Raw genomic sequence first — 22721 nt, 5'->3', positions numbered from 1 at the left:
AAAGGAGGGCGTCCGTAGTGTATTAACATATGCGATTGTTTTGGATTTTACGGACCGGTCTTTTCTCTCTGCTGCTGCCTCTGGTTTTGACCGCGCAGACGGAAGTGCCCAAGGATGGCGTGCCCGCCCAGGCGGAACAGGCGGCACCGGATAAAAGGAAGACGCTCAGCTCCCTGCTGCTGACGCGTGAAAGCCTGCGCAAGGAGCTGGATGAGCAGCGCCAGCGCCTGCGCGAGGAAACGTCCGAAACGGGCAAACAGGAAGCGCAGGCGGAGATCGAGCGGCTGGAAAAACGCCGTCAGGAAGTGGAGCGCGATTTTAATGTCATGGTCACCGGGCGTGACTCCCTGGTGGACCTCAGTGCGCAGAAGGAAGCGCAGGCGCCCATGAAACTGCAGGATGAGATCGGTCAGTTGCTGACGCCGATTTTCAGCGACCTGCGCGAAATGACCCGCAAGCCGCAGGAGATCCAGACCCTGCGCCAGGCCCTGGACGTTCAAAGAGCCCAGCTGCAGCAGGCCGAGCGCGCCCTGGCCGAGGTGGAAAATCTGCTGGCCAACATGAAAGCCGATTCCGCTGAGGCCAATCCAAGCCTGGTTGCCGAGCTCACCGCCTCCCGTGAAAACTGGCGGGAGCGCCGTGATGAAGTGGCCAACCGCGTGGAGGTGATGGCCTATGAACTGGGCACGCTGGAAGCTGCGTCCGGCAATTTTTGGTCAGAGCTGGGCAGCCAGGTCACGGATTTCATCTTTGTCCGGGGGGCCAATATTGCCCTGGCTGTGCTGGCCTTCCTTGTTGTCCTTTTTGGCCTGCGCGGGGCCTATTATTACGCGCTGAAGATCGTACCGGTGAAGAAGTACCAGAAGCTCAGCTTCTCCAGCCGGGTGCTGGATGTGGTGCATGAGGGCGTGAGCCTGGTTCTGGCCGTGGGTGCGGCGCTGCTGGTGCTGTATGCACGGGGGGACTGGCTGCTCGGCGGCCTCGCGCTCTTTGCCGTGGGGGCCATGCTGATGACGGCCAAGTCCGGCATCGCCCGCCACATGAAGGACCTGCAGATGATGCTCAACCTCGGCCAGGTGCGGGAAGGGGAGCGGGTTTACATTGACGGCGTACCCTGGCGGGTGGGAGCCATCCATATGTTCACCCAGCTCACCAACCTGGTCATCGGCGGCCCGGGCCTGCGCATTCCGCTGGACATGTTATCCACCATGACCTCACGCCCCAGCGGCCTGGATGAACCCTGGTTCCCTTGCGCCAAAAGGTCATACATTTTGTTAGACGGCACGCTTTTCGCGCAGGTAGCGGACATCACGCCTGACCGCGTGGAGCTTCTGCATGGCGGCGGCCTGAAACGCTGGATGCCCATTGGTGACTTCATGCAGGCGGACGTGTCCTGCCTCTCCGGCGGCTTTGCCCGCTCCATGACCCTGGGGCTGGACTATAAACACCAGGCGGAGGCGCTGTCCGTGATTCCTGAAACCCTCAAGGCGGACGTGCGCCGTGTGCTGCTGGAAAAAATGCGCGAAGAAGAGCTGGTCAATGTGATTGTCGAGTTCGACCAGGCCGCCGATTCATCGCTGAATTTCCTCATCGTCGGCGTCTTCGCGGGCACCCAGGCTCCGAATTTCCCCAGCCTCACTCGCCTGCTCCAGCGCGCCGCCCTGGAGTCCGCCACCCGCCACGGCTGGAACATTCCCTTCCCGCAAATGGTGTTGCACAGGGCGGAAGAGTAAGGGCGACGGGGGGCGTTTTCTGCTCCGGTTCAGGAAATTCAAAAAAAATCAGTTTCCATGTCCTGGACCGTGAAGCTCGTTCGTCATGCCTTTGAAGACGACGTTCATTCATCCCACTTTTGACCCCTATGAGCATGCCCGCAAACTCCGCCCCAAATCCCGGCTACATGGTTCTTTTCCGCACCACCCGCTGGCAGGAAAACCTTTCGCCGGAGGAAATGCAGAAGATCATGGGGCAGACCATGGCCTGGTTTGAGCGCCTGCATGAGCAGGGCAAGATGAAGGCCGCCCAGCCTCTCTTTGAAGAAGGCAAGGTCATCTCCGGCAAAAAAGGCAGCCACGTCGCGGACGGTCCGTTTGCCGAATCCAAGGAAAGCATCGGCGGTTACCTCATGCTCACGGTGGACACAATGGAAGAGGCCGTCAGCATCGCCCAGGAGTGGCCCATGCTGGAGTGCGGCTGCACCGCCGAGGTCCGCCCCGTCGCCCCGGAATGCCCCACCTTCAAGCAGATCCGCGAAGACCAGATGGCCACTGCTGCCGCCTAACCAACTGCATGTCCCCCCAGCCCTCCAGCGCCGATCCCGGCGTCAGCCAGCTTGCCGACCACCTTTTCCGCCATGAGGCCGGAAAGCTGGTCTCCATTCTGACTGGCATCTTCGGCATCCACCGCCTTCAGATGGCGGAGGATGTGGTGCAGGAGGCCCTGGTTCGGGCTTTGCAAACGTGGCCATTCTACGGCATCCCGGCCAATCCGGCTGCCTGGCTTATGCAGACGGCGAAAAACCTGGCCCTGGACCTGGTCCGTCGCGAGTCCAGCTTCCAGCAGAAGCAGCCGAAGATCATCGAATACGTCGAGCAGCGCCTGGCCGGTTCCGATCCTCATCAGGAACCGATGTTTGATGATGAAATCAAGGATGACCGCCTGCGCCTCATGTTCGCCTGCTGCCATCCGCAGCTCCCGCAGGAGGCCCAGACGGCCCTCGCACTGAAGGTCATGTGCGGGTTCAGTCCGCAGGAAATCGCCAGCGCCTTCCTCACCTCCGAAGCCGCCATCGCCAAGCGCCTCACCCGCGCCCGCCAGAAGCTCCAGGAGGACGAAGTCGCCTTTGAGATTCCCGCCGGTGTGGACCTGCCTGCCCGTCTGGATGCCGTGCTCCAGATCATCTACTTGCTGTTTAATGAAGGCTACAAAGCTTCCCGTGGCGACTGCCTCATCCGCGAGGAGCTTTGTCACGAGGCCATCCGCCTGGCCTCCCTGCTGGCAGAGCACCCGGCTGGCGACCAGCCCCGCACCCATGCCCTCCTGGCCCTCATGCTGCTCAATGGCGCGCGCCTGCCCGCCCGCCTGGATGGCGAGGGCGAAATCCTCCGCCTGGAGGAGCAGGACCGCCGCCGCTGGGATGTCCGCATGATCCAGCGCGGCATCCTCCACCTCGGCCAGTCCGCCCAGGGGGACCAGGCCAGCGAATACCATCTCCAGGCCGGCATTGCCGCCTGTCACAGCCTGTCCCCAGATGCCGCCTCCACCGACTGGCCGCAGATCCTTCGTCTGTATGACCATTTGCTTCAGCTAAACCGGTCCCCCATCATCGCCCTGAACCGCGCCGTCGCCCTCGCCAAGGTGGAAGGCCCGGCCAAAGCTCTGGCTGCGGTAGAATCCATCCTGGACCGCCAGCCGCTGGATTCCTACCACCTCTTTCACGCCGTCATGGGGGAGCTGGAAGCCCAGCGCCATCAGTACACCACCGCCGCCGCCCATCTCCGCGCCGCCCTGGAGCTGACCGAGATGGCCTCCGAGCGCAACCTGCTCACCAAACGTCTCCACGACCTCGAACATCAGCCTGGCTGATTTTCATCCCATTCTCCACCTAATTATAAACCATCCGTAAACACTGTTGGCCATGTTCTCTAAAATCCTCATCGGTCTCGCCGTCATCCTGGCCATCCTCGCCATCGTCATCACCATGCAGCCGGAGGACTTTAAAGTCACCCGTTCTGCCACCATGGCGGCTCCGCCTGTGGTCGTCTTTGAGCAGGTGAACGACCTGCGCAAATGGGAAGCCTGGTCCCCCTGGGCCAACCTCGACCCCAATGCTACCGAATCATTTGAAGGCCCGCCTGCAGGCCAAGGCGCTATCATGAAATGGTCCGGCAACAATGAAGTCGGCGAAGGCCGCCAGACCATCACTGAAAGCCGCCCTGGCGAGCTCGTCCGCATGAAGCTGGAGTTCATCCGCCCCTTCGAGGGCGTCAGCGATGTGGACTTCACCTTCAAGCCCGAAGGCACCGGCACCCTCGTCACCTGGACCATGAGCGGCAAAAACAACTTCATGGGCAAGGCCATGAGCCTCGTCATGGACTGCGACAAAATGTGCGGAGACTTCTTCGTCCAGGGCCTCGCCAGCATGAAGGCCATCGTCGAGACCGCCCCGAGAGCCTGATCCCCCCGCCTTCCGACCCTTGACTACTTCCCAGCATGAAAGCCGCCCCCATGTCCGAACAAATCAAAGACCACCCTGTGGTCACCCGCGATGAATGGCTGGCCCAGCGCCAGGCGCTATTGGAAGAGGAAAAGGAACTCATGCGCCAGAAGGACCGCCTCACGGAAAAACGCCAGGCCCTGCCCTGGATGAAGCTGGAAAAGGAATACACCTTCCAGGGGCCGGACGGCCCTGTCACTCTCGCGGACCTATTTGACGGACGCAGCCAGCTCATCGTGCAACACTTCATGTTCGGCCCGGACTGGGAGGAGGGCTGCGTCGGCTGTTCCTTCTCTGCGGATCATGTGGACCCTGCGCGCATCCACTTTCAGCAGCGTGACCTCTCCTATGCCGTCATCTCACGCGCCCCCATGCCAAAGATTGCCACATTCAAAAAGCGCATGGGCTGGAAGTTCTCCTGGGTCTCCTCCTATGAGAGCGATTTTAACTACGACTTCGGCGTCTCCTTCAAACCTGAGCAACTCGGCCAGGAAGTGTTTTATAATTACCGCCTGGAGAAGTGCGAGATCGAGGAGCTTCCCGGCATGAGCGTCTTTTACAAAAACGAGGTGGGCGACATCTTCCAGACCTACGCCGTCTTCGGCCGCGGTATGGAGGACATTGACGGAGCTTATTTCTTTCTCGACTTCGCCCCCAAGGGCAGGGACGAGGCGCATCTGGAAAACCCCACGTCCTGGTGGCGGCATCACGATCGTTATGAAACGGCAGGGAAGGGGGCATGCTGCCAGTCCGCCGCCGCTGAGAAACCCTCCGACTGTTGCGCTTCATGAAATCCGCCTGCCAGTGCCGTGGCAAGTCCCTGCTGCCCTGTTGTGCCGGGCTGCTCTCCGGCCTGTTGCTGCTCCTGATGCCCAAGTGCCCCGCTTGCGTGGCCGCCTATGTGGCGCTCGGAACCGGCATAGGCCTCAGCTTCACCACCGCTGCGGCCCTCCGCACAGGGGCCATCCTCTTCTGCCTCGCGGTCCTCGTTCTCAGTATCTGCTTTTTCATCCAACGTCGTTTGGACCATTAAGCGCTCTTTTAGCATCCATTACTGCCACCCACCATGATTGATCCCATCTCCATCGTTCAAACCGAGGCCCAGCCCGCTGCCGTCATCCGCTTCACCATTCCGCGTGAGCAGATTCAGGAAGTCATGGGGCCCGCCATGCAGGAGGTCATCGGCATTGCCTCCGCCCAGGGCATTGGCCCAGCCGGCCCGGTATTCTCCCATCATTTCATCATGTCCCCGGACACCTTCGACTTCGAAGTCGGCGTGCCCGTTTCCGCACCAGTCCAGCCTGAAGGCCGGGTGTATGCAGGTGAACTGCCTGCGGCCAAAGTCGTGCGCACCTTTTATACCGGACCCTATGAAGGTCTCGGTCAGGCCTGGGGCCAGTTCATGGAAGTGCTGGGCAAAGAAGGCCTCCCTCTGGCTGGAAGCTTCTGGGAACGTTACGTGGATGGCCCGCACAACACCCAGGATCCCGCCGCCTACCGCACCGAACTCAACTGTCCCTTGTCAGCCTAACCAATAACAACACAGAAATCTAAAATCATGAAAACCTCCATCGTTGAGCCTTACCTCTTTTTCAGCGGCCGCTGCGAAGAAGCCCTTGAATACTACCGCACCACCCTCGGCGCAGAGATCGGCATGGTGATGCGCTTTGATGAGGCCCCGGACCCGCCGCCCGCAGACATGCTGGCCCCCGGGTTTGAAAAGAAGATCATGCACTCCTCCTTCCACATCGGCAGCAGCATGATCATGGCCTCCGACGGTTGCGGCGAACCCGAATCCTTCAGCGGTTTCACCCTCTCCCTCAGCCTCCAGACCGAAGAGGAAGCCCGCAGCACCTTTGACGCCCTCGCTGCCGAAGGCCAGGTCACCATGCCCATTGGCAAGACCTTCTGGTCTCCCTGCTTCGGCATGGTGAAGGACAAATTCGGCATCGGCTGGATGGTAACCACCATCGAGGAATCTCCGACTGCCTAAAAGGTTATGAAGACGGCTGTTGACCTATGACCTCCGCCCCTCCCATCCTTCCATCCACCACTCCGCAGGCTGAAATCCGCAGTACCCGGTTCTTTGCCGTCTCGCGGGAGAGGCTGTTCGCCGCCTTCAGTCAGGCAGATCAGCTTGTTCACTGGTGGGGGCCGGAGGGGTTCACCAATACCTTTGAGGACTTTGACCTGCGGGTGGGAGGCCAGTGGAGGTTCATCATGCATGGCCCGGACGGGAAGGATTACGCCAACATCAATGAGTTCACGGAGGTCGTGCCACCGTCTCGCATCGTCTTCCGCCATCTGGAACCCATCCACCATTTTGAAATGGTCATGGATTTTAAAGAGGCCGAAGGCGGTTCCCAACTCACCTGGAGGATGCGTTTTCCAACAGAGGAGGAGGCCGAAAAATTGCGCCCCTTCATCATCCGCGCGAACGAGGAAAACTTCGACCGTCTGGAGTCAAACCTCGCCGCCAGGCCGGGTGCCGACGAATGGGTGTTCAGTTGCTCATTCCATGCCCCACCTGCACAAGTCTTCCAAGCCTGGACGAATGCTGCCATGCTGGCGCAATGGTGGGGGCCGCACAGCTTCACCAATCCGGTTTGCGACCTGGATGCACGCAGTGGCGGTGAATACCGCATCGGCATGCGCAGCCCAGAGGGTGAGGACTATGCTCTGAGCGGCCGGTTTGTGGAAGTGAATGAACCCACCCGCCTCATCTTCACCATGGATTGCACCGGGCATCCGCCCGCCTGGCATGACCTGGTGAAGCCAGGCCGCACTCCGGAGGAAACCAACCCCGCTGGCATCATGTGGGCCACCGTAACCTTCCATGACCAGGGGCAGCGCACGGCACTGGCGATCCGCATCCGTTTCGAAACCTCCGCCATCCGCGATTCCTTTGTCCACATGGGCATTGAGCGAGGCTGGACGGAAAGTCTGGAAAGCCTCGCGGCTCTGCTCAGTCCCAAGCAGGAGGAATAATGCATCAAAAACAGATTCACTGTCCTGGCCGTTTCTGCCCGTTCGTCATCTCTTTGAACAGCCGTTCACACCCTCTCCTGCGAATTCTTCACACTCCCTTCTGCCATGACTAACAAATCGATCTTCGTGAATCTGCCTGTCAAAGACCTGCCGAGATCCAGGGCGTTTTTTAGCAATCTTGGTTATGCATTCAATGAGCAGTTCAGCGATGAAACAGGCGCCTGCCTGGTGATCAGCGAGAGCATTTATGCGATGCTGCTCACGCATGAAAAATTCCAGGGCTTCATGCCGAAGGGCAACAGCCTGGTGGATGCCAAAAAAAGCACGGAGGTGCTCATCGCCCTGTCCTGTGAAAGCCGGGAGGAGGTGGATGAGCTGGTGGCCAGGGCGCTTTCTGCCGGGGGCAGCACGTTTAACGAACCCCAGGAGCACGGGTTCATGTACGGTCGCGATTTTCAAGATCTTGACGGCCACGTCTGGGAGGTCTTTTGGATGGATCCAGGCTTCGTCAACAAGGCCTGAAATCCATCCGCCGCGCTCAGTCCTTCATCACTTCCACATGAAATACATCCCATCCATCGTCAGCGCCCTCCTCGGTCTGCTGTTCATCGCCAGCTCCATCGTGGTGCTGTTTAATTTAGTCCAGCCGGCACCCGAGGACATGCCCGCAGAAGGATCTCCTGCCGCTCTCTTCATGGGAGCCATCGCACCGACCGGCATGCTGACGCTGATCAAGGTGTGCGAGCTGGTGGGCGGCCTGCTGCTCATCATTCCGCGCACGCGGAACATCGGGCTGCTTTTTCTCGGGCCGATCATCGTCAACATCCTGGCCTATCACGCGCTCATTGCTGAAGATCTGACCGGCAGCGGCGGCACCCTCGGCATGATGGCCTTTATCAGCATGGCAGCTCTTTACCTCCTGTGGGTCGAGCGCAAAGCCTGGGCGGGCCTTGTCCGCCGGTAACATTCACCCCAAGCCTAACTAACATTATGTCAAAATACATTGATGGATTCGTCATTCCTGTTCCCCAGGACAAAATTCCAGAATATCAGGCCATCGCTGAAAAAGCCCGTGGCATCTGGATGGAATACGGTGCTCTCGACTATCGTGAGTGCGTGGCCGAAGACAAGGAGGCCAGAGAGATGGTCTCTTTCCCCGCTCTGGCCGGCACCAAAGAGGGCGAGACAGTCGTCTTTGCCTACATCGTTTATGAATCGCGTGAGCATCGCGATGAAGTGAATGCCAAGGTCATGGCCGATCCGCGCATGGAAGAAATGTGCCCTTCCAAAAGTGGTAAGGAACCGCCATTCGACTACAAGCGCATGGCCTACGGCGGCTTCACAACCATCGTGGGAGACTGAGTGGCTGCATTCATGGGTTTGGGGACCGCTTTGGGTTGCCTTGCAGACATCCCTCAGTAATGTGGCCGGATGTCCCCCGAACCCATGGAAATCCTGGCCACGGTGCTGTTCGCGCTGGCTGTCCTGCACACCTTTTCGGTCAAGCGTTTTGCTCATTGGGCACACCAGTATCCTGAAGGCTCCATCAAGGAAAACCTGCTGCATTTCCTGGCGGAAACCGAAGTGGTCTTTGGTCTCTGGGCTGCCGCTCTTTTTGCCGGCATCATCGCCCTAACGGGATCGGTGCATGAGGCGGTGGTTTACATCGAAGGGCTTAATTACACCGAGCCCAAATTCGTCCTCGTGGTCATGGTGGTGGCGGCCACCCGGCCGGTGGTGAAACTGGCGGAAAGCGTGATCAGTTTCGTGGCCAGGTTGCTGCCCATGAAGGAGGCCATCGCCTTTTATGTCTCCGCTCTGGTCGTCGGTCCGGTGCTGGGTTCCTTCATCACCGAACCTGCCGCAATGACTCTGCTGGCACTGGTGCTCAAGCGCCGTTACTTTGATCACGGCATCAGCCAGAAGCTGGCTTACTCCACCCTCGGCCTGCTGTTTGTGAACGTCTCCATCGGCGGTACGCTGACCCACTTTGCCGCACCGCCGGTGCTCATGGTGGCGGCCAAGTGGGGCTGGGACACGCCCTTTATGATGATGAATTTTGGCTGGCGTGCCGTGCTGAGCTGCCTCTGCTCCACCACCCTCATCACCTTCCTCTTCCGGCGGGAGCTAAAAGGCCTGACCGCCGTCCCCAACACCAGCGGGGCTGTGCCTGTCTGGTTGACCCTCATGCACATGGGCTTTCTCGCGGCGGTAGTGGCCTTTGCCCATTATCCGGATGTGTTCTTCGGCGTCTTTATGCTCTTCCTCGGCCTGGTGACCGCCACCCATGAATACCAGGACAAATTGAAGTTGAAGGAAGGCCTGCTGGTGGGCTTTTTCCTGGCCGGTCTGGTCACCCTGGGTTCTCTTCAGGGTTACTGGCTGAAACCGCTGATCTCCAGCCTGAACGGAGCTGCCCTGTTCTTTGGGGCCACCGGCCTGACTGCTCTGACGGACAATGCCGCGCTGACTTATCTCGGCTCCCTGGTGGAAGGCATCAGCCCGGATCTGCAATACGCACTCGTCGCCGGGGCCGTGACGGGGGGTGGCCTCACCGTCATCGCCAATGCACCGAATCCTGCTGGCATCGGCATTTTGCAATCTGCCAAGGTCTTTGAAGATGAAGGCATCAGCCCCCTGGGCCTCCTCGTGGGTGCCCTGCCGCCGACGGCAATCGCCATTGTGTTTTTCTGGCTGGTGGGATGACGCGGGCAGGGCGGCGAAAAATGGCTGCACACACGCATTGCCCTTGGCATAACCTGCGCTAGCATCGCCCACACACACACCCTATGGACCTGCTGCCCCTTCTTGCCGTCAATGTCTTCGACATGTCATGGATCTCCAGCCCGGAAGCGTGGATCGCCCTGGCCACTCTGACGATTATGGAGATCGTCTTGGGCATTGATAACATCGTCTTCATTTCCATCCTGGTGGACCGCTTGCCGGTGGCGGAGCGCCCGCGTGCCCGTTTCCTCGGCCTCGGTTTTGCCATGGTCAGCCGGGTCATCCTGCTGCTGTGCATCACCTGGGTCATGCAGCTTAATTCGGCCTTGTTCACTGTGTGGGAACACGATATCTCGGGAAAGGATCTCATCCTCATTCTCGGCGGCCTGTTCCTGCTGTGGAAAAGCACGAAGGAGATTCACCACAAGGTGGAAGGCGCTCATGAAGAGGCCCATGCCACCGGTGTCGGGCGGGCGGCCTTGAGTTCCATCCTTATCCAGATCGCGCTTCTGGACATCGTCTTTTCCCTGGATTCCGTCATCACTGCCGTGGGCATGGTGGATGACATCATGGTCATGATCATCGCCGTCATGATTGCCGTCGGGTTCATGATGATCTTTGCCGGAACGGTCAGCGATTTCATCAGCAAGCATCCGACGGTGAAAGTGCTGGCGCTTTCTTTCCTGCTCCTTATCGGCACCACACTCATCGCCGAAGGCTTCCACGTTCACTTCCAGAAAGGCTACGTCTATTTTGCCATGGCCTTTTCCATCATGGTGGAGTTCCTCAACATCCGAATGAAGACCAAGGCCGCGAAAAAGGCCCAGGCTGCCGCAGCGGCCACCGCGGGGAAATAAGACTGCTTAAAACGAGCAAATACATCGCCCGGGCCTCAGCAAGGCCCGGGTTTTTTATTTAATGTTTGCCGAGAGTCAAAATGGCAACTGATTAGAATCGGTATGACTCTATAAAGGCCATTATGTCTCAAAATAAAGTGCTCATCAAAAGGTGTTTCTTTGGTTTAATATGTTGATATTCAGGGTATTAACTGGGTCGTTTTAGGTTTGGCACAAGCTATGCACATGTATGGAGGCGTCTATACGACACCACTCATTTAAACTTTAACCTACTCAAATACCATGAAACTGACACGCTATGCTCCTTCCTTTGACCTCGGTCGCGTTGCTGACTTTGACCAGTGGCTCCGCCATCCCTTTGCAGGCTTTCCTGCGGTGGGCCAGTTGCTGGGTGAATTCATGCCTGGCGCTGCCTCTGGCCGCCTGGCGACGGATGTCTATGAGGACAAGGACAACTACTATGCCCGCTTTGAGCTGCCCGGCCTGAAGAAAGAAGACGTGAAGGTGGAGGTCCATGACCGCCTGCTGACCGTCTCCGCCGAGCGCAGCGAGAAAGACGGCGACAAGGAGGAATCCTATTCCCTCAGCCGTTCCGTCTCCGTGCCTGAAGGAGTCCGGGGCGATGCCATCGCTGCCAAGCTGGAAGACGGCATCCTGACCGTGACCCTGCCCAAGCAGGAAGAGCGGAAACCCAAGCTGATCCAGGTCAGCTAACCCCCCATCGGAGGCGGGTGCCAGCCGCCCGCCTCCTTCATCCTCCTTTCACTTTCACCCTGCCTAATTTTAACTCATTATGAATGCTACCTGCACCCCCACCACCTGCTCTCCTTCCACCCCCACCCGCTCCGCCCCCAGTGTGGGCGTGACGGAGACCCTGCAAAAGCCTCTCTACACCGTCGGCGGCAATGCCGATGTGTATGAGGTCCGGGTCGAGATGCCTGGCGTCGCCAAAAGCGGCGTCAAGATTGACCTGGAGGACAATGTCCTCTCCATCCGTGGCGAGCGCCAGACGGCGGTCGTGCCGGAAGGCTGGAAGGCGCTTCATCGCGAGCTTTCTCCGCTCGGCTACCAGCTCCGCTTGCGCCTGAACACGCCCGTGGACGAGGACAAGCTGACGGCTAATCTGGAAAACGGCGTGCTGACACTGAAGCTCCCAGTCAAGGAAGCCGCCAAGCCCCGCCGGATTGAGGTCCAGTGATCTTGAGCGGACTCTGTAAAAACCCCTAACTCTAAACGCAGCATCGGTAACGGTGCTGCGTTTTGGCTTTGTTTTCAGCTGCCTAAAGCCTCGTCAAACCGGGCGATGAGGTCGGTGATGTCCTCAATGCCGGCGGAGATGCGGATGAGGTGGCGGGGTACGCCACAGCTTTCCGCCCAGTCCAGTTCCTCATAGTGGGCCAGCAGGGTATAGGGGCAGACGAGGGTAAAATCGGTGCCCAGGCTGGGCCCTTTGCAAATGCGCAGGGCATCGTAAAAGGGCGCGCTGGTCCTGGCGGCATCCTTCAGCAGGATGGAGAAAAGGCAGCCGTAGCCACCTCCTTCGCGGCGGATGTATTCGTATCCGGGGCCTCCGTCCTGTTTGGCATGCCAGACGCGCTCCACCTTCGGGTGGGCGGCCAGGTATTCTGCCAGGGCCAGAGCATTGCGGCTCATGGCTTCGGCACGCTGGACGAAGTCGCGGGAGTTCTGTTCCAAGGCCACGGCATCTTCGCACCAGAGTTCATGATCCGCGTGCTCTTTGAGAAAGGCGGAAAAGGCGGCGTGATGCGGGGAAGCTCGGTTCAGGATGACGCTGCCGGCCAGGACATCACCGGCACCGGAAAAAGTCTTGGTCAGGCTGCTGGTCACCACGTCTGCCACCCGGCAGGCATCGGCATGCACGGAGGTGGAGATGGTGTCATCCACGATGAGCGGCACATCCGGCTGCACTTCTGAGCGGAGGGCCAGCAGGCGCGGCAGGTCCACGCAGCGGAGCAGTGGATTGCTCGGCGCTTCGCAGAAAAGTCCGGCGATCTTTTCCCCCGCCAGCAACAGGCGCAGCTTTTCGTATTCGCCGTCTTCGATCATCGGCATGAAATGGGCCCCGCTGCCGAAGGTCTGCTGCAGCTTCAGCACGTCCACGTAGGGGAAGTCAAGCTGCACCGTTTTGCAGTGCGGCCGCAGCGTGGTCAGCATGCGGTGTACCGCATAGTTGGCCGCCATACCGGAGGGGAAAAGAAAGACGTCCTCCGCCTGCTGCCCGGCCAGGTTAGCCAGGCGCTGGCGGATGGTGGCGCTGGCGGTTTGGCCTTCGGTATTCGTGATGCTGCCGGTCGTCTGGCCCAGGACGTGGCTGGCCTGGCGGGTGCTGACCACTTCTCCGCAGAAGCGCCAAAACTGGCGTGCCTTCACATAGGCCTCTGCCGGGAATAGGGCCACGCCCAGCTTCTGCCCGCGCCATTCCACCGCCCTGCCGGTGAAGCCTTCCCGGGCTATGAATTCCAGGCAGCGCTGGGCATGGATGAGCCGTGGGAAAACGATGGCCCGCTCGCCAGATTGCCCCAGCTCTTTTTCGGCCTGGACAAAGAGGGCGCTGATGGCCGGCGGGCAGCAAAAGCGCGGATAGCCGGAGCGGAATTTGGAAACAATGTCCTGATCCCCCTCTTCATACCCCACCACATGACTCCAAAGCGGCAGCGAGACGCTGACGCCGAATTCATTGTCAGGCAGGGGGGAGCCCAGGGAATCAGCTTGCCAGAGGGGATGGCTCAAAAGGTCGGACATGGCGGGGAGGGCAAGCTTTACGCGGCCCCCGTCTCTGCTCAACCTTTATCCCGCAGGATTGAGATGTCCTTAGCAGTGGGCAGAGAGGAAGATCAATCCTTCACCACCCGGCCGCCCAGTGAAAGAATCCGTGCCTTGCCCTTCGCATCCTCCGCTTCGGCGATCTGGCCGTTGCGCACATACATCTGGGACAGCCCGGTCCAGGCCAGCAGATCATTGGGCTTCAATGTGGTGGCCATCAGGCCGGCCCCGATGGCCTCCTTCACCTCGCCGGTTTTCAGGAGAGCCATGCCGAGCGCCTGCCAGCCGTCGAAAAACTGCGGATCGCGGGCCACGCACTGCCGGTAAAGAACAATCGCCTCTTCCAGCTCACCCACGGCCAGGTGACCGTTGGCTTCATCAAACAGGTCTTCAAGATGGGGGATCGGATCGCTCATGAGAGGGCACGTCCCTTTCTAGCCAAGCTTCAGGCCTCCTGGGTGACGAGCATTTTGGCCTTGGATTCTTCACGGCGGCGGGAGAACCACGCGTCAAAGAGGCGGCTGCGCTCCTGGTCGGCACGGCTGGTGCCCATGTTCTCACGAAGGGCGGCGCTGTCGTCGCGCTTGCGCAGTTCCTTGGCGGCCACATAGACCAGCAGGGCACCGGTTTCGGTGTCAATCACTTTGCTCAGTTCACCGGCGGGGGTGTCCTGGGCCTGGCGGGCGATGAGATTGCTGTTTTCCACAGCCATGTCAGGCTCGGCCACGGTCACGTCCACCTGCGGGGAAAGCGTCAGCTTCTGCTCCTTGGCCAGATCGGCGATTTTCTTGCCGGCCTTGATGCCGTCCACCAGGGCAGTGCGGGCTTCATTCACGGCCTTGGTCAGCTCTTCTTGGGCTTTCTGGGCCACGAGTGTTTCTTTGATGCTGTCCTTCACTTCCGTCAGTTCCTTCTGCTTCGGCTCTTCCGTCTTGGTCACGGAGAAAATGTAATAACCGTTGGCTCCCTTAACCGGGTCGCTGATGGGGCGCACTTCAGGATTGTTGGCAAAGATGGCATTCACCAGTTCCGTTTCAGCCTTCAGGGCTTCCGGGGGAGCCGCCTGGGTGAAGAGGTCGGCGGTGAGTGTCTTTTCCTTCAGATCCTTGACGATAGTGTCAAATTTCGCGCCGGGCTCGATGCTGGCAGCATTGAACTTGTTAACGCGCTCCACCACGGCTTTCTCTGCCTTCTGGCGCTCTTCCAGGGGCTTCTTGTCATCCGCAGGAGGATTTTCAAAATAGACGTAGCTGATGGCGCGCTTCTCATCTGTTTTGTAGCTGTCCTTCTGCTCGTCGTAATACTTCTGGATCTCGTCATCCTTGACCTCGGCCTTCTTCTTGAAGTCTTCCAGGTTGAAGGTCACGGTGTTCACTTTCAGCGTCTGGTGCTCACTGGCGTAGGCTTTTTCAGCTTCCAGCGGGCTGGCCACGTAGTTGCTGCCGACGAGGTCGCGCAGCTTGCTGTAGCCGATGCTCAGTTTCACGATTTCCAGCAGATCAGCGCTGCTGAAGCCGTTGGCATTCAGCATCATTTCGGCATTGGCGGCGCGCTGCGGGCTGAAGCTGCCATTTTCCTGGAAGGCGGGCAGTCTTTCCAGCACAGCCTTGGCTTCCGCGTCGCTTGGGTGGATGCCCATGCGCTCCATCTCATGCTCCAGCACCACTTGGTTCAGCACGATGTTGTTGCCCTGGTCATCGCCGCCGCTGCCCACGCGGGACAGGCCCAGCAGGTCGAACATCTGCAGCATGTAGATCGCCTCCATGCGGCGGCCCAGGCGCTGGGCTTCGGCGATGGTGTAGGTGCGGCCGTAGATTCTGAAGGCAGGATCGCTGGCCTGGCCCTGCATCCGGTCATTGCTGCTTTGGTAACCGCCCCAGACGGAGAAGCTGATGATGATGATCACGGTGACGGTGATGAGGAAGGCACCACGATGGCGGCGGAAAAATTCAAGCATGGCTGGCGGAAATGTGAAACGGGCGCGCAAGTAAGCCGCTGCCCTCCATAGGGCAACCGGAAATTCAACAACCTGCCCGCCTCCGGAAGGGGGCCAAGGGCAGGTTGAAAACTCTTACGGACGGAATTGAAGGGAGAAAACGTCTGCTTCTTTCATGGAAAAACGCAGCCGCACGCGCTTTCCGGCCAGGGCGCTCACGTCAGCGCCGTCCTTCCACTTCACCGCCGTCTGGATTTTGTCCCCCCACACCGGCTCGCAGTCTGCCAGGGTGAATCCGGACACGGGCACCCCATTGGCATCCTGGATCTCCACACGGATGGTACCCACGGCGCTGCCGCTGTGGTTCAGCAGCAGCCTTTTGCCAGAAAAAATCAGCGGTTTCGTCAGGCACTCGCCCTCCTCCGCCCCGGCATGCAGGGAGGCAAAACCGTCCGTGCGCAGCACATAGCGGTCCCCACTGCGGTGATAGATGGACATCTCCTGCTTGCCCGTGGGCAGCACATTGCAGGCCACGTAATTGGCCCGGTTAATCCACTGCTCGGGGTCCAGCCCAGGGCGAATATAGGCCTCCTTAAACGGCCGGTCAAAACTTTCCGTTCCCGCCCGGGTGGTCATGAAAAGCACGTCCGTCGTATTCGCCGTCGTCTCGCTGTCTCGTGCTTCCCCCACGCCCGGTACATACCGGGTGGGCAGGGCAATATAGATATGCGGTGCGCGGAAATACGGGTGCGTCATGCTGGTATAAAGATGCTCGTTGGGGAGGTTCGGGTTCATCTCCACGGAGTCCGTCCAGGTCACAAAATCCTTCGAAGTCGCGCGGCTGATGCTGCGCATCCGCTCCGGGTCCGTCCAGGTGCGGAAGTAGCACACATACTGCTGCTCTGCCTGCGACCAGAAAGACACATTCGGCGAATCAAACGCATGCCGCCATTTCGGGTTGTAAGGAATGGCCTCCGCCTTTTTTGTCCATTGGATGCCATCCGGCGAGACAAAGGCAAACAGCCCGCGACCTGGCTCCGTCGTGCCGCGTTTGTCCCCGCCTCCCGGATAGCCCGCCAGCGCCTTGTACCGCTCCTCGGCAGGCACCCCTCGGCGTGTATCCAGGAAGGGCATGAAGTTGGTTAAAAAAGGCGGCATCTTCGCCAGGATCACGTTGTTCTCTTTCGATCCCTCCACCTCATGCAGACCCAGTTTGGGAAAGGTCCATTCAATGCCGTCCAGGCTCTCCGCATAGTTCACCATCTCCCCCGCATGACCGCTGTGGAACGGCCCTTTGAAGCCGGGATCCATGCTGCGATACCAAGCCCGGTAGCGGTCCCCGTCCTGGATCACCGTCACCATGTGGTTCACCGGCAGCGGCGACTTCGCCCTCGGTGCCTTCACCGGCGGGTGCATTTTTAAAGACGTCCCTTTCATGGAATCGATGAGGTAGGAGTCCACAAACAGCTCCCGTCGCGAGCCAATGTCCACCGCCTCCTCCGTCGCATGGGTCAGAGGTAACGGGCCCAGCAACAGCATCGCCGGCAGCAAGAGGGAAAGGCTTTTCATCATCCTAGCCATACGGTTAAACCAAGGTCGCTTTAGCTGCCGGTGTCCTGGTCTCAAAAAGAAACCAGTTCACGATTCTTTAACCTTGACCAGCTTTTCCCAAAATGCTTCAGCTCCGGAGGAAGTCATTTGTTTATAAATAGGATATTGAGGCAGAAACTTGATTGTCTCACCATCACTAAAGGTTATGACGAAGTAATGCAATCCGGGTAGGCGTGTGATTTGTACTCGCTCGTTCCCGCCAATGACCCGCCGTCTTTTTCCCGCAACAATCAAGCCCTCTTTTGGATAAATAAATACGCGCAAGGAGAAGGTGCGACCGAGGAAGAGGCATGCTGCTCCAAAGGATCCAATGACAAGGCTCATGAAGACGCCGCCTGCCCAATCGTTAGGCCGGTTCAAAACGAGGTAAAGGCCCATTCCGCATGAAAGGCCCAATGGGCAAACCACACTGAAAATCCAGTATGCGATCGTGGATATATAACTGCTCATTCTCATATCCTCGCATCGCTCGTTTCTGCCTTACTTTATCCGTACATCTCAAAACTGGTTCCCGCCATAATCGCTCGGCATCCGCCAGTCACCACGCGGTGAAAGCGCCACCGAACCCACTTTGGGGCCGTCGGGCATGGAGGATCGCTTGAACTGGCTCTGCACAAAACGACGCAGGAAAACGGCGAGCCATTGGTCTATCACCTCGCCTGCATACTTGCCGTCAAAAGCCTGACGAGCGAGGAAGCGAATCTTCTCTTCACCGCAGCCATGGCGGACAAAGTGGAACAGGAAAAAGTCATGCAGCTCATACGGCCCCACGGTGTCCTCCGTCTTCTGCTCCATGCTGCCATCCGCCGCCAGCGGCAGCAGCTCGGGCGAGATGGGCGTGTCAATGATGTCATGCAGGATTGCGCCGGCCTCATCCGCATACAGCTCCGTCGCACACCATTCGATGAGGTACTTCACCAGCGTCTTCGGCACGCCCGCATTCACATGATACATGGACATGTGGTCGCCATTGAATGTACACCAGCCCAGCGCTGATTCGGAAAGATCACCGGTGCCCACCACAAAGCCGCCGGTCTGGTTGGCCACATCCATGAGCACCTGCGTGCGCTCGCGCGCCTGGGCATTTTCATACGTCACATCGTGCAGTCCTGGGGGATGCCCGATGTCCTTGAAATGCTGCTCCACCGCCGCGCCGATGGGGATGGTGCGCAGCGGAATGCGCAGCGCCTCCGCCAGCTTTTCCGCATTGCCTTTGGTCCGCTGCGTGGTGCCAAAGCCGGGCATGGTAATGGTTAGCGCAGCCTCAGGCGGCATGTCCGCACGCTTCAGCGCCTCCATCATCACCAGCAGCGCCAGGGTGGAATCCAGCCCGCCGGACAGGCCCAGCACCGCCGTCTTGCTGCGCGTCTGCCGCAGCCTGCGCGCCAGCCCGGTGGCCTGGATGGCAAAGATTTCTTCGCACACCGCCTTCCGGTCCGCGCCTGCAGGTGGCACAAACGGCAGCGCTGGCAGCGGCCTTTTGAGGGCCTCGTTTGTGCGGCTTTCTTCTCCCGCAAAATTCCCCAAACAAAAAGTGATGCGTGAATATGACTGCGTCGCCGGGGCATCGCGGAAGGCCGTGCTGCGCAGCCGCTCATGCTCCAGCCTTTGCAGATCAATGTCCGCAATGGCCACCCGTGTTTGAAAAGAAAAACGTTCCGTCTCTCCCAGCAACGCGCCATTTTCTGCGATGAGCCCATGGCCGGAATAAACCGTGTCCGTGCTGGATTCTCCCGCGCCCGCGCTGGAATATACATAGGCCGCCAGGCAGCGTGCGCTCTGCTGCGTGATGAGCTGGCGACGGTATTGATACTTGCCCAGCACCTCATTGCTGGCGGAGGGATTTGCCAGCAGCGTCGCTCCGGCCAGGGCTGCATGGCTGGAGGGCGGGATCACCGTCCACAGGTCTTCACAGACCTCGATGCCGAGAACGAAACCTGGCAGATCCGTCGCCTCAAACAGCAGGTCCGTGCCAATGGGCGTGCCATCACCATCCGTGTGCGTATCGGTCAGCGTCGTGGCCGGTGAGAACCAGCGCCGTTCATAAAACTCCCCCGCATTGGGCAGGTTGATCTTGGGTACATAACCCAGCACCTCCCCGTCCGCGATGACCGCCGCCACATTGTACAGACGTCCTTGTACCGCCAGCGGCAGGCCCACCACGATGCAGCAGCCCAGCTCCGCATTGGCCTCCGCCAGTTGTTTCACGCCCTGCAACGCCTGCTGCTGGAGGGTGCGCAGATAAAAAAGATCCGCACATGAATAACCCGTCAGGCACAGCTCTGGGAAGACGATCAGCCGGCAGCCTTCGCCCGCCAGGCGCTGCATCTCGGTGCGGATCACCGCCACATTCGCCTGCACATCGCCCAGCTTCAGGGCAGGGGACACCGTGGCCACACGTACAAAACCATGGAGTTCACGGGGGCAGATCGGCAGGGTCGGGTCAGTCATCGCGCATCATAACACGACTCGCTCATCCGGCATCGAAGAAAAAAACACCTTGCATCTCTCCCGACCATCCCTCACACTGCTCTTGTTCCTGGTTCTCTCAACCAGGTGAACACTGGTGACTGCTCCGGCGATTGGAGCGGCGATTTCAAAAAGCCAAGGCTCACGAAATCCTTTCCTGCGACAGGCCCCGGCCTGTTTTCAGAGCAGACACCGCGGCAAGGCCGCTACGTCCCCCAATTCCATTCCAATTCATTCCGAACGGGACCCGCCGCCCGCGAAGCGCCGGAGCACCCTTCCATTTTCCCCCAACCCCACACATCGCAACATGGCAGGACATAACAAGTGGTCCAAGGTCAAGCACATCAAGGCTGTCGTGGACGTGAAGCGCGGCAAGGTCTTTAGCAAGCTTTCCAAGGAGCTCACCGTCGCCGCGAAAAACGGCGGCTCCAATCCCGATCTGAACGCCCGCCTGCGCTCAGCCGTCCTCGCCGCCCGTGCTGCCAACTTCCCCAATGACAACATTGACCGCGCCATCAAAAAAGGCACCGGGGAGCTGGAAGGCGCTGCCATTGAAGAGATCACTTATGAAGGCTACGGCCCAGGCGGCGTCGCCCTCATGGTGGAGATCGTCACCGACAACCGCAACCGCGCCGCCAACGACCTGCGCGTCATGTTTGACAAGAACCAGGGCAGCTTTGCCGATGCTGGCAGCGTCGCCTACATGTTCAGCCGCCTGGGCGAGATACGCATTGAAAAAGGCAGCCTCACCGAGGACGCCATCACCGAGCTCGCCCTCGAGGCCGGAGCGGATGATGTGCAGGATGCGGGCGATGACTGGCTGCTTTACACCGCCTTTGAACAGACCTTCCACGTGGCCAGCGCCCTGCGCGAAAAAGGCGTCACGCCCACGTCCCAAAACCTCATCTACAAACCCGCCAGCACCATCACCATCACTGATGTGGAGGTGGGCCGCGCGATCATCAAACTCTACGACGTCCTGGACGATTACGAGGACACCCAGGCCGTCCACGCGAACTTCGAGATCGCCGACGAGATCGCCGATGAACTTTCCTAACCTATTTTGAAACAAACCATGAGCGAAGAACTCCTGCTCGATCTGACCGACACCCCCACCAAGCCTGCCAAAAAGGCCACCGCCAAGAAAGCGGCCGCCAAAAAAGCAGCAACCAAGAAAGTGGCGGCCAAAAAGGTCGCAGCCAAGAAGACCGCCACGGTCCCTGAAGCGCCCGCCGCTCCTGCCCCGGCACCTGCCCCTGTGGCTGAGGCTCCGCCCGCACCCGCCGCTCCTGAAGCCGGTGCCAACGGCAGCGTCAAACCCAAGCCCGTGCGCAAGTCCGCCGTCCTGAAAAAGGCCGCCGAAATGCTCGCCCAAATGCAGGCCGAGGCTGCCCAGAGCGCCCCCGCACCTGCCCCGGTGCAGGAAGAGGCTCCACCCGCCGCCGAAGCCAAGCCTGCGAAGTCCGCGCGCCCGGCCCGCGCTGCCAGACCTTCCGCCAAACAACCTGCCCGCGAAGAACCCGCAGCCCCCGTTGCCGCCCCTGCTGAAGCGCCCGCGCCTGTTGCCGCGCCAGCTCCTGCCCAGGCAGAGGCCCACGTCCTTCCCGAAGCTCCGGCTCCAGCGGCTGATGCAGGCACCGCACCTGCTGCCGCCCCCACTCCTTATCCGGCCCCGGGTGATGGCCCGCCTCCCCAGGAGCGCCGCAAGTCCAAGTTCGAACGTTGGAAGGAGCGCCGTGAGCGTTTCCGCCAGGAAAAGATCGCCCGCCAGCAGGCCGGTGGCGGCCAGCCTAACCAAAGGGATGGCAACCGAGAGGGTGGCCGTGACGGCAACCGTGATAACAACAACCGTGACGGCGGCCGCGATGGCAACCGGGATAACAACGGCCGCGACGGTGGCCCACAACAGAACTACGCCCGCCAGCATCCTTCCCAAAGGGAGGCCCAGGCCGGCGGTGGTGATGAAGAACGCCTCCGCGCCGAGGTCCCCCTGGGCCCGCCGGAAGCGGCCGATGGCATCCTGGAGCTGACCCCCAAAGGCTATGGCTTCCTGCGCCAGCGTGACCGCATGTACATCCAGCATCCGAATGATGTTTTCATCTCCGCCGATTTCATCCGCCAGTACACCCTGCGGGAAGGCATGCAGGTCGTCGGCGTCGCCCAGAAGGGGCAGCGCGGCCTGCAGATCACCAGCGTCACGGAGGTCAACGGCCGTGCGCCGGAAGCCATGCGCGACCTGCCTTTGTTTGAAGAACTGAAGGCCATCAACCCGAACAAGAAGATCCAGCTTGAGACGAACAAAGACCGCGTCACCACACGTGTGATTGACATGTTCACCCCCGTCGGCCGCGGCCAGCGCGGGCTCATCGTCGCCCCGCCCCGTGCGGGCAAAACCACCCTGCTTCAGCACATCGCCGAAGCCGTTGTCGCCAACCATCCCAACATGCATCTCATGATCCTGCTGGTGGACGAGCGGCCGGAAGAAGTCACCGAGTTCAAGCGCATCCTGCCCAAGGCCGAGATCTACGCCAGCTCCAACGACCAGGACATCAAGAGCCACACCCGCATCGCCGCCTTTGCCGTGGAGCGTGCCAAGCGCCTGGTCGAGTGCGGAGAGCATGTCTTCATGCTCATGGATTCCATCACCCGTCTGGCCCGTGCCTTTAACAACGCCAAGTCCGGCGGTGCCACCATGAGCGGTGGCATGGGCGTCGGTGCCATGGAGATACCCCGCCGCCTGTTCGCCGCTGCGCGTAACACCCGCCAGGCCGGCAGCCTCACCGTCCTGGCCACCGCCCTGGTGGAAACCGGCAGCCGCATGGATGACATGATCTTCCAGGAGTTCAAAGGCACCGGCAACATGGAGCTCGTGCTGGACCGCAAGATCGCCGAGCAGTTTTATTATCCCGCCGTGAACATCTTCAAATCCGGCACCCGCCGTGAGGAGCTGCTCCTTCAGCCCTTCCAGCTCGACAAGATCCACATGCTCCGCCGTGGCCTCGCCGGCCACAAGCCCATTGATGCCATCCAGCGCGTCCTCCAGCTCATGGAGCGCTACCCCAGCAACGCCCAGATGCTCGTGGACCTGCCTAACAAAAGTTAGTTTCACCCCAGTTGCGGCGGGACGGTGCATTGA

At 60.0% G+C, this 22721-nt stretch carries 24 protein-coding genes; 18 read left to right on the top strand and 6 right to left on the bottom strand.

Annotation, left to right across the window (positions count from 1 at the left end; all coding sequences use genetic code 11):
• Positions 1-29 precede the first annotated feature (29 nt).
• The 16 genes from WJU23_RS00220 (at position 30) to WJU23_RS00145 (ending at position 11983) form a co-directional block, all read left to right on the top strand.
• Positions 30-1733, top strand: coding sequence for a hypothetical protein (locus WJU23_RS00220; protein ID WP_346330506.1), 1704 nt, complete (start codon positions 30-32; stop codon positions 1731-1733).
• A 128-nt stretch (positions 1734-1861) separates the two neighbouring features.
• Complete coding sequence (locus tag WJU23_RS00215; RefSeq protein ID WP_346330505.1) at positions 1862-2281, top strand: YciI family protein; 420 nt, start codon at positions 1862-1864, stop codon at positions 2279-2281.
• Positions 2282-2289: 8 nt separating this feature from the next.
• On the top strand, positions 2290-3585 hold the full coding sequence (locus WJU23_RS00210) for a sigma-70 family RNA polymerase sigma factor (RefSeq protein WP_346330504.1): 1296 nt from the start codon (positions 2290-2292) through the stop codon (positions 3583-3585).
• Positions 3586-3637: 52 nt separating this feature from the next.
• A complete protein-coding gene (locus WJU23_RS00205; protein ID WP_346330503.1) occupies positions 3638-4177 on the top strand; it encodes an SRPBCC family protein in 540 nt (179 codons plus the stop codon).
• A 35-nt stretch (positions 4178-4212) separates the two neighbouring features.
• Entirely contained in the window at positions 4213-5007 is a 795-nt protein-coding gene (locus WJU23_RS00200) for a thioredoxin family protein (RefSeq protein WP_346330502.1), read from the top strand.
• Entirely contained in the window at positions 5004-5249 is a 246-nt protein-coding gene (locus WJU23_RS00195; protein WP_346330501.1) for a hypothetical protein, read from the top strand. The genes WJU23_RS00200 and WJU23_RS00195 overlap by 4 nt, the downstream gene beginning before the upstream one ends.
• Before the next feature lie 33 nt (positions 5250-5282).
• Positions 5283-5747: a GyrI-like domain-containing protein gene (locus WJU23_RS00190; RefSeq protein WP_346330500.1), complete on the top strand. Its 465-nt coding sequence runs from the start codon at positions 5283-5285 to the stop codon at positions 5745-5747.
• 27 nt (positions 5748-5774) lie between these two features.
• A complete protein-coding gene (locus WJU23_RS00185; protein ID WP_346330499.1) occupies positions 5775-6209 on the top strand; it encodes a VOC family protein in 435 nt (144 codons plus the stop codon).
• A 26-nt stretch (positions 6210-6235) separates the two neighbouring features.
• Positions 6236-7204: an SRPBCC domain-containing protein gene (locus WJU23_RS00180; RefSeq protein WP_346330498.1), complete on the top strand. Its 969-nt coding sequence runs from the start codon at positions 6236-6238 to the stop codon at positions 7202-7204.
• Positions 7205-7309: 105 nt separating this feature from the next.
• On the top strand, positions 7310-7726 hold the full coding sequence (locus WJU23_RS00175) for a VOC family protein (RefSeq protein ID WP_346330497.1): 417 nt from the start codon (positions 7310-7312) through the stop codon (positions 7724-7726).
• 37 nt (positions 7727-7763) lie between these two features.
• Positions 7764-8168: a hypothetical protein gene (locus WJU23_RS00170; RefSeq protein ID WP_346330496.1), complete on the top strand. Its 405-nt coding sequence runs from the start codon at positions 7764-7766 to the stop codon at positions 8166-8168.
• 26 nt (positions 8169-8194) lie between these two features.
• On the top strand, positions 8195-8566 hold the full coding sequence (locus tag WJU23_RS00165) for a DUF1428 domain-containing protein (protein ID WP_346330495.1): 372 nt from the start codon (positions 8195-8197) through the stop codon (positions 8564-8566).
• A 69-nt stretch (positions 8567-8635) separates the two neighbouring features.
• The gene (locus WJU23_RS00160) at positions 8636-9910 is read left to right on the top strand and encodes a putative Na+/H+ antiporter (protein WP_346330494.1); all 1275 of its coding nucleotides are present in this window, start codon (positions 8636-8638) and stop codon (positions 9908-9910) included.
• A 122-nt stretch (positions 9911-10032) separates the two neighbouring features.
• Complete coding sequence (locus WJU23_RS00155) at positions 10033-10785, top strand: TerC family protein (RefSeq protein ID WP_346330999.1); 753 nt, start codon at positions 10033-10035, stop codon at positions 10783-10785.
• Between the two features lie 282 nt (positions 10786-11067).
• On the top strand, positions 11068-11499 hold the full coding sequence (locus WJU23_RS00150; RefSeq protein WP_346330493.1) for an Hsp20/alpha crystallin family protein: 432 nt from the start codon (positions 11068-11070) through the stop codon (positions 11497-11499).
• Positions 11500-11578: 79 nt separating this feature from the next.
• Positions 11579-11983 (top strand): Hsp20/alpha crystallin family protein, encoded by a 405-nt coding sequence (locus WJU23_RS00145; protein ID WP_346330492.1) that lies wholly within the window; start codon positions 11579-11581, stop codon positions 11981-11983.
• A 74-nt stretch (positions 11984-12057) separates the two neighbouring features.
• On the opposite strand, the gene WJU23_RS00140 is transcribed toward WJU23_RS00145, so the two are convergent.
• The 6 genes from WJU23_RS00140 to WJU23_RS00115 form a co-directional block, all read right to left on the bottom strand.
• Positions 12058-13548: a PLP-dependent transferase gene (locus tag WJU23_RS00140; RefSeq protein ID WP_346330491.1), complete on the bottom strand. Its 1491-nt coding sequence runs from the start codon at positions 13546-13548 to the stop codon at positions 12058-12060.
• Positions 13549-13640: 92 nt separating this feature from the next.
• Positions 13641-13985 carry a tetratricopeptide repeat protein gene (locus tag WJU23_RS00135; protein ID WP_346330490.1) on the bottom strand — a complete coding sequence of 115 codons (345 nt, stop codon included), beginning with the start codon at positions 13983-13985 and terminating at the stop codon, positions 13641-13643.
• Positions 13986-14014: 29 nt separating this feature from the next.
• A complete protein-coding gene (locus WJU23_RS00130; RefSeq protein WP_346330489.1) occupies positions 14015-15526 on the bottom strand; it encodes a peptidyl-prolyl cis-trans isomerase in 1512 nt (503 codons plus the stop codon).
• A 114-nt stretch (positions 15527-15640) separates the two neighbouring features.
• Positions 15641-17077 (bottom strand): hypothetical protein, encoded by a 1437-nt coding sequence (locus WJU23_RS00125; RefSeq protein WP_346330488.1) that lies wholly within the window; start codon positions 17075-17077, stop codon positions 15641-15643.
• Positions 17078-17143: 66 nt separating this feature from the next.
• Positions 17144-17440: a hypothetical protein gene (locus WJU23_RS00120; protein ID WP_346330487.1), complete on the bottom strand. Its 297-nt coding sequence runs from the start codon at positions 17438-17440 to the stop codon at positions 17144-17146.
• A 174-nt stretch (positions 17441-17614) separates the two neighbouring features.
• The gene (locus WJU23_RS00115) at positions 17615-19567 is read right to left on the bottom strand and encodes an NAD(+) synthase (protein WP_346330486.1); all 1953 of its coding nucleotides are present in this window, start codon (positions 19565-19567) and stop codon (positions 17615-17617) included.
• Between the two features lie 325 nt (positions 19568-19892).
• On the opposite strand from WJU23_RS00115, the gene WJU23_RS00110 reads away from it, so the two are divergent.
• Positions 19893-20642, top strand: a complete 750-nt coding sequence (locus WJU23_RS00110; protein WP_346330485.1) for a YebC/PmpR family DNA-binding transcriptional regulator — start codon at positions 19893-19895, stop codon at positions 20640-20642.
• An 18-nt stretch (positions 20643-20660) separates the two neighbouring features.
• The gene (gene rho, locus WJU23_RS00105; protein WP_346330484.1) at positions 20661-22688 is read left to right on the top strand and encodes a transcription termination factor Rho; all 2028 of its coding nucleotides are present in this window, start codon (positions 20661-20663) and stop codon (positions 22686-22688) included.
• The last annotated feature ends 33 nt before the right edge of the window (positions 22689-22721 follow it).

The organism is Prosthecobacter sp. SYSU 5D2, from assembly GCF_039655865.1.
Lineage (GTDB): Bacteria > Verrucomicrobiota > Verrucomicrobiia > Verrucomicrobiales > Verrucomicrobiaceae > Prosthecobacter.
The sequence above is the reverse complement of the archived record's forward strand: the minus strand, read 5'-3'. Positions and strand labels throughout refer to the sequence as shown.

Bases quoted from the DNA above. Each gene is read 5' to 3' on its own strand.
- WJU23_RS00160 (WP_346330494.1), top strand. From the start codon at position 8,636: ATGTCCCCCGAACCCATGGAAATCCTGGCCACGGTGCTGTTCGCGCTG.
- WJU23_RS00140 (WP_346330491.1), bottom strand. From the start codon at position 13,548: ATGTCCGACCTTTTGAGCCATCCCCTCTGGCAAGCTGATTCCCTGGGC.
- WJU23_RS00115 (WP_346330486.1), bottom strand. From the start codon at position 19,567: ATGACTGACCCGACCCTGCCGATCTGCCCCCGTGAACTCCATGGTTTT.
- WJU23_RS00130 (WP_346330489.1), bottom strand. From the start codon at position 15,526: ATGCTTGAATTTTTCCGCCGCCATCGTGGTGCCTTCCTCATCACCGTC.
- WJU23_RS00150 (WP_346330493.1), top strand. From the start codon at position 11,068: ATGAAACTGACACGCTATGCTCCTTCCTTTGACCTCGGTCGCGTTGCT.
- WJU23_RS00155 (WP_346330999.1), top strand. From the start codon at position 10,033: ATGTCATGGATCTCCAGCCCGGAAGCGTGGATCGCCCTGGCCACTCTG.
- WJU23_RS00195 (WP_346330501.1), top strand. From the start codon at position 5,004: ATGAAATCCGCCTGCCAGTGCCGTGGCAAGTCCCTGCTGCCCTGTTGT.
- WJU23_RS00205 (WP_346330503.1), top strand. From the start codon at position 3,638: ATGTTCTCTAAAATCCTCATCGGTCTCGCCGTCATCCTGGCCATCCTC.
- WJU23_RS00215 (WP_346330505.1), top strand. From the start codon at position 1,862: ATGAGCATGCCCGCAAACTCCGCCCCAAATCCCGGCTACATGGTTCTT.
- WJU23_RS00190 (WP_346330500.1), top strand. From the start codon at position 5,283: ATGATTGATCCCATCTCCATCGTTCAAACCGAGGCCCAGCCCGCTGCC.
- WJU23_RS00145 (WP_346330492.1), top strand. From the start codon at position 11,579: ATGAATGCTACCTGCACCCCCACCACCTGCTCTCCTTCCACCCCCACC.
- WJU23_RS00210 (WP_346330504.1), top strand. From the start codon at position 2,290: ATGTCCCCCCAGCCCTCCAGCGCCGATCCCGGCGTCAGCCAGCTTGCC.
- WJU23_RS00165 (WP_346330495.1), top strand. From the start codon at position 8,195: ATGTCAAAATACATTGATGGATTCGTCATTCCTGTTCCCCAGGACAAA.
- WJU23_RS00175 (WP_346330497.1), top strand. From the start codon at position 7,310: ATGACTAACAAATCGATCTTCGTGAATCTGCCTGTCAAAGACCTGCCG.
- WJU23_RS00220 (WP_346330506.1), top strand. From the start codon at position 30: ATGCGATTGTTTTGGATTTTACGGACCGGTCTTTTCTCTCTGCTGCTG.
- WJU23_RS00125 (WP_346330488.1), bottom strand. From the start codon at position 17,077: ATGATGAAAAGCCTTTCCCTCTTGCTGCCGGCGATGCTGTTGCTGGGC.
- WJU23_RS00200 (WP_346330502.1), top strand. From the start codon at position 4,213: ATGAAAGCCGCCCCCATGTCCGAACAAATCAAAGACCACCCTGTGGTC.
- WJU23_RS00180 (WP_346330498.1), top strand. From the start codon at position 6,236: ATGACCTCCGCCCCTCCCATCCTTCCATCCACCACTCCGCAGGCTGAA.
- WJU23_RS00110 (WP_346330485.1), top strand. From the start codon at position 19,893: ATGGCAGGACATAACAAGTGGTCCAAGGTCAAGCACATCAAGGCTGTC.
- WJU23_RS00120 (WP_346330487.1), bottom strand. From the start codon at position 17,440: ATGAGCCTTGTCATTGGATCCTTTGGAGCAGCATGCCTCTTCCTCGGT.
- WJU23_RS00185 (WP_346330499.1), top strand. From the start codon at position 5,775: ATGAAAACCTCCATCGTTGAGCCTTACCTCTTTTTCAGCGGCCGCTGC.
- WJU23_RS00170 (WP_346330496.1), top strand. From the start codon at position 7,764: ATGAAATACATCCCATCCATCGTCAGCGCCCTCCTCGGTCTGCTGTTC.
- WJU23_RS00135 (WP_346330490.1), bottom strand. From the start codon at position 13,985: ATGAGCGATCCGATCCCCCATCTTGAAGACCTGTTTGATGAAGCCAAC.
- rho (WP_346330484.1), top strand. From the start codon at position 20,661: ATGAGCGAAGAACTCCTGCTCGATCTGACCGACACCCCCACCAAGCCT.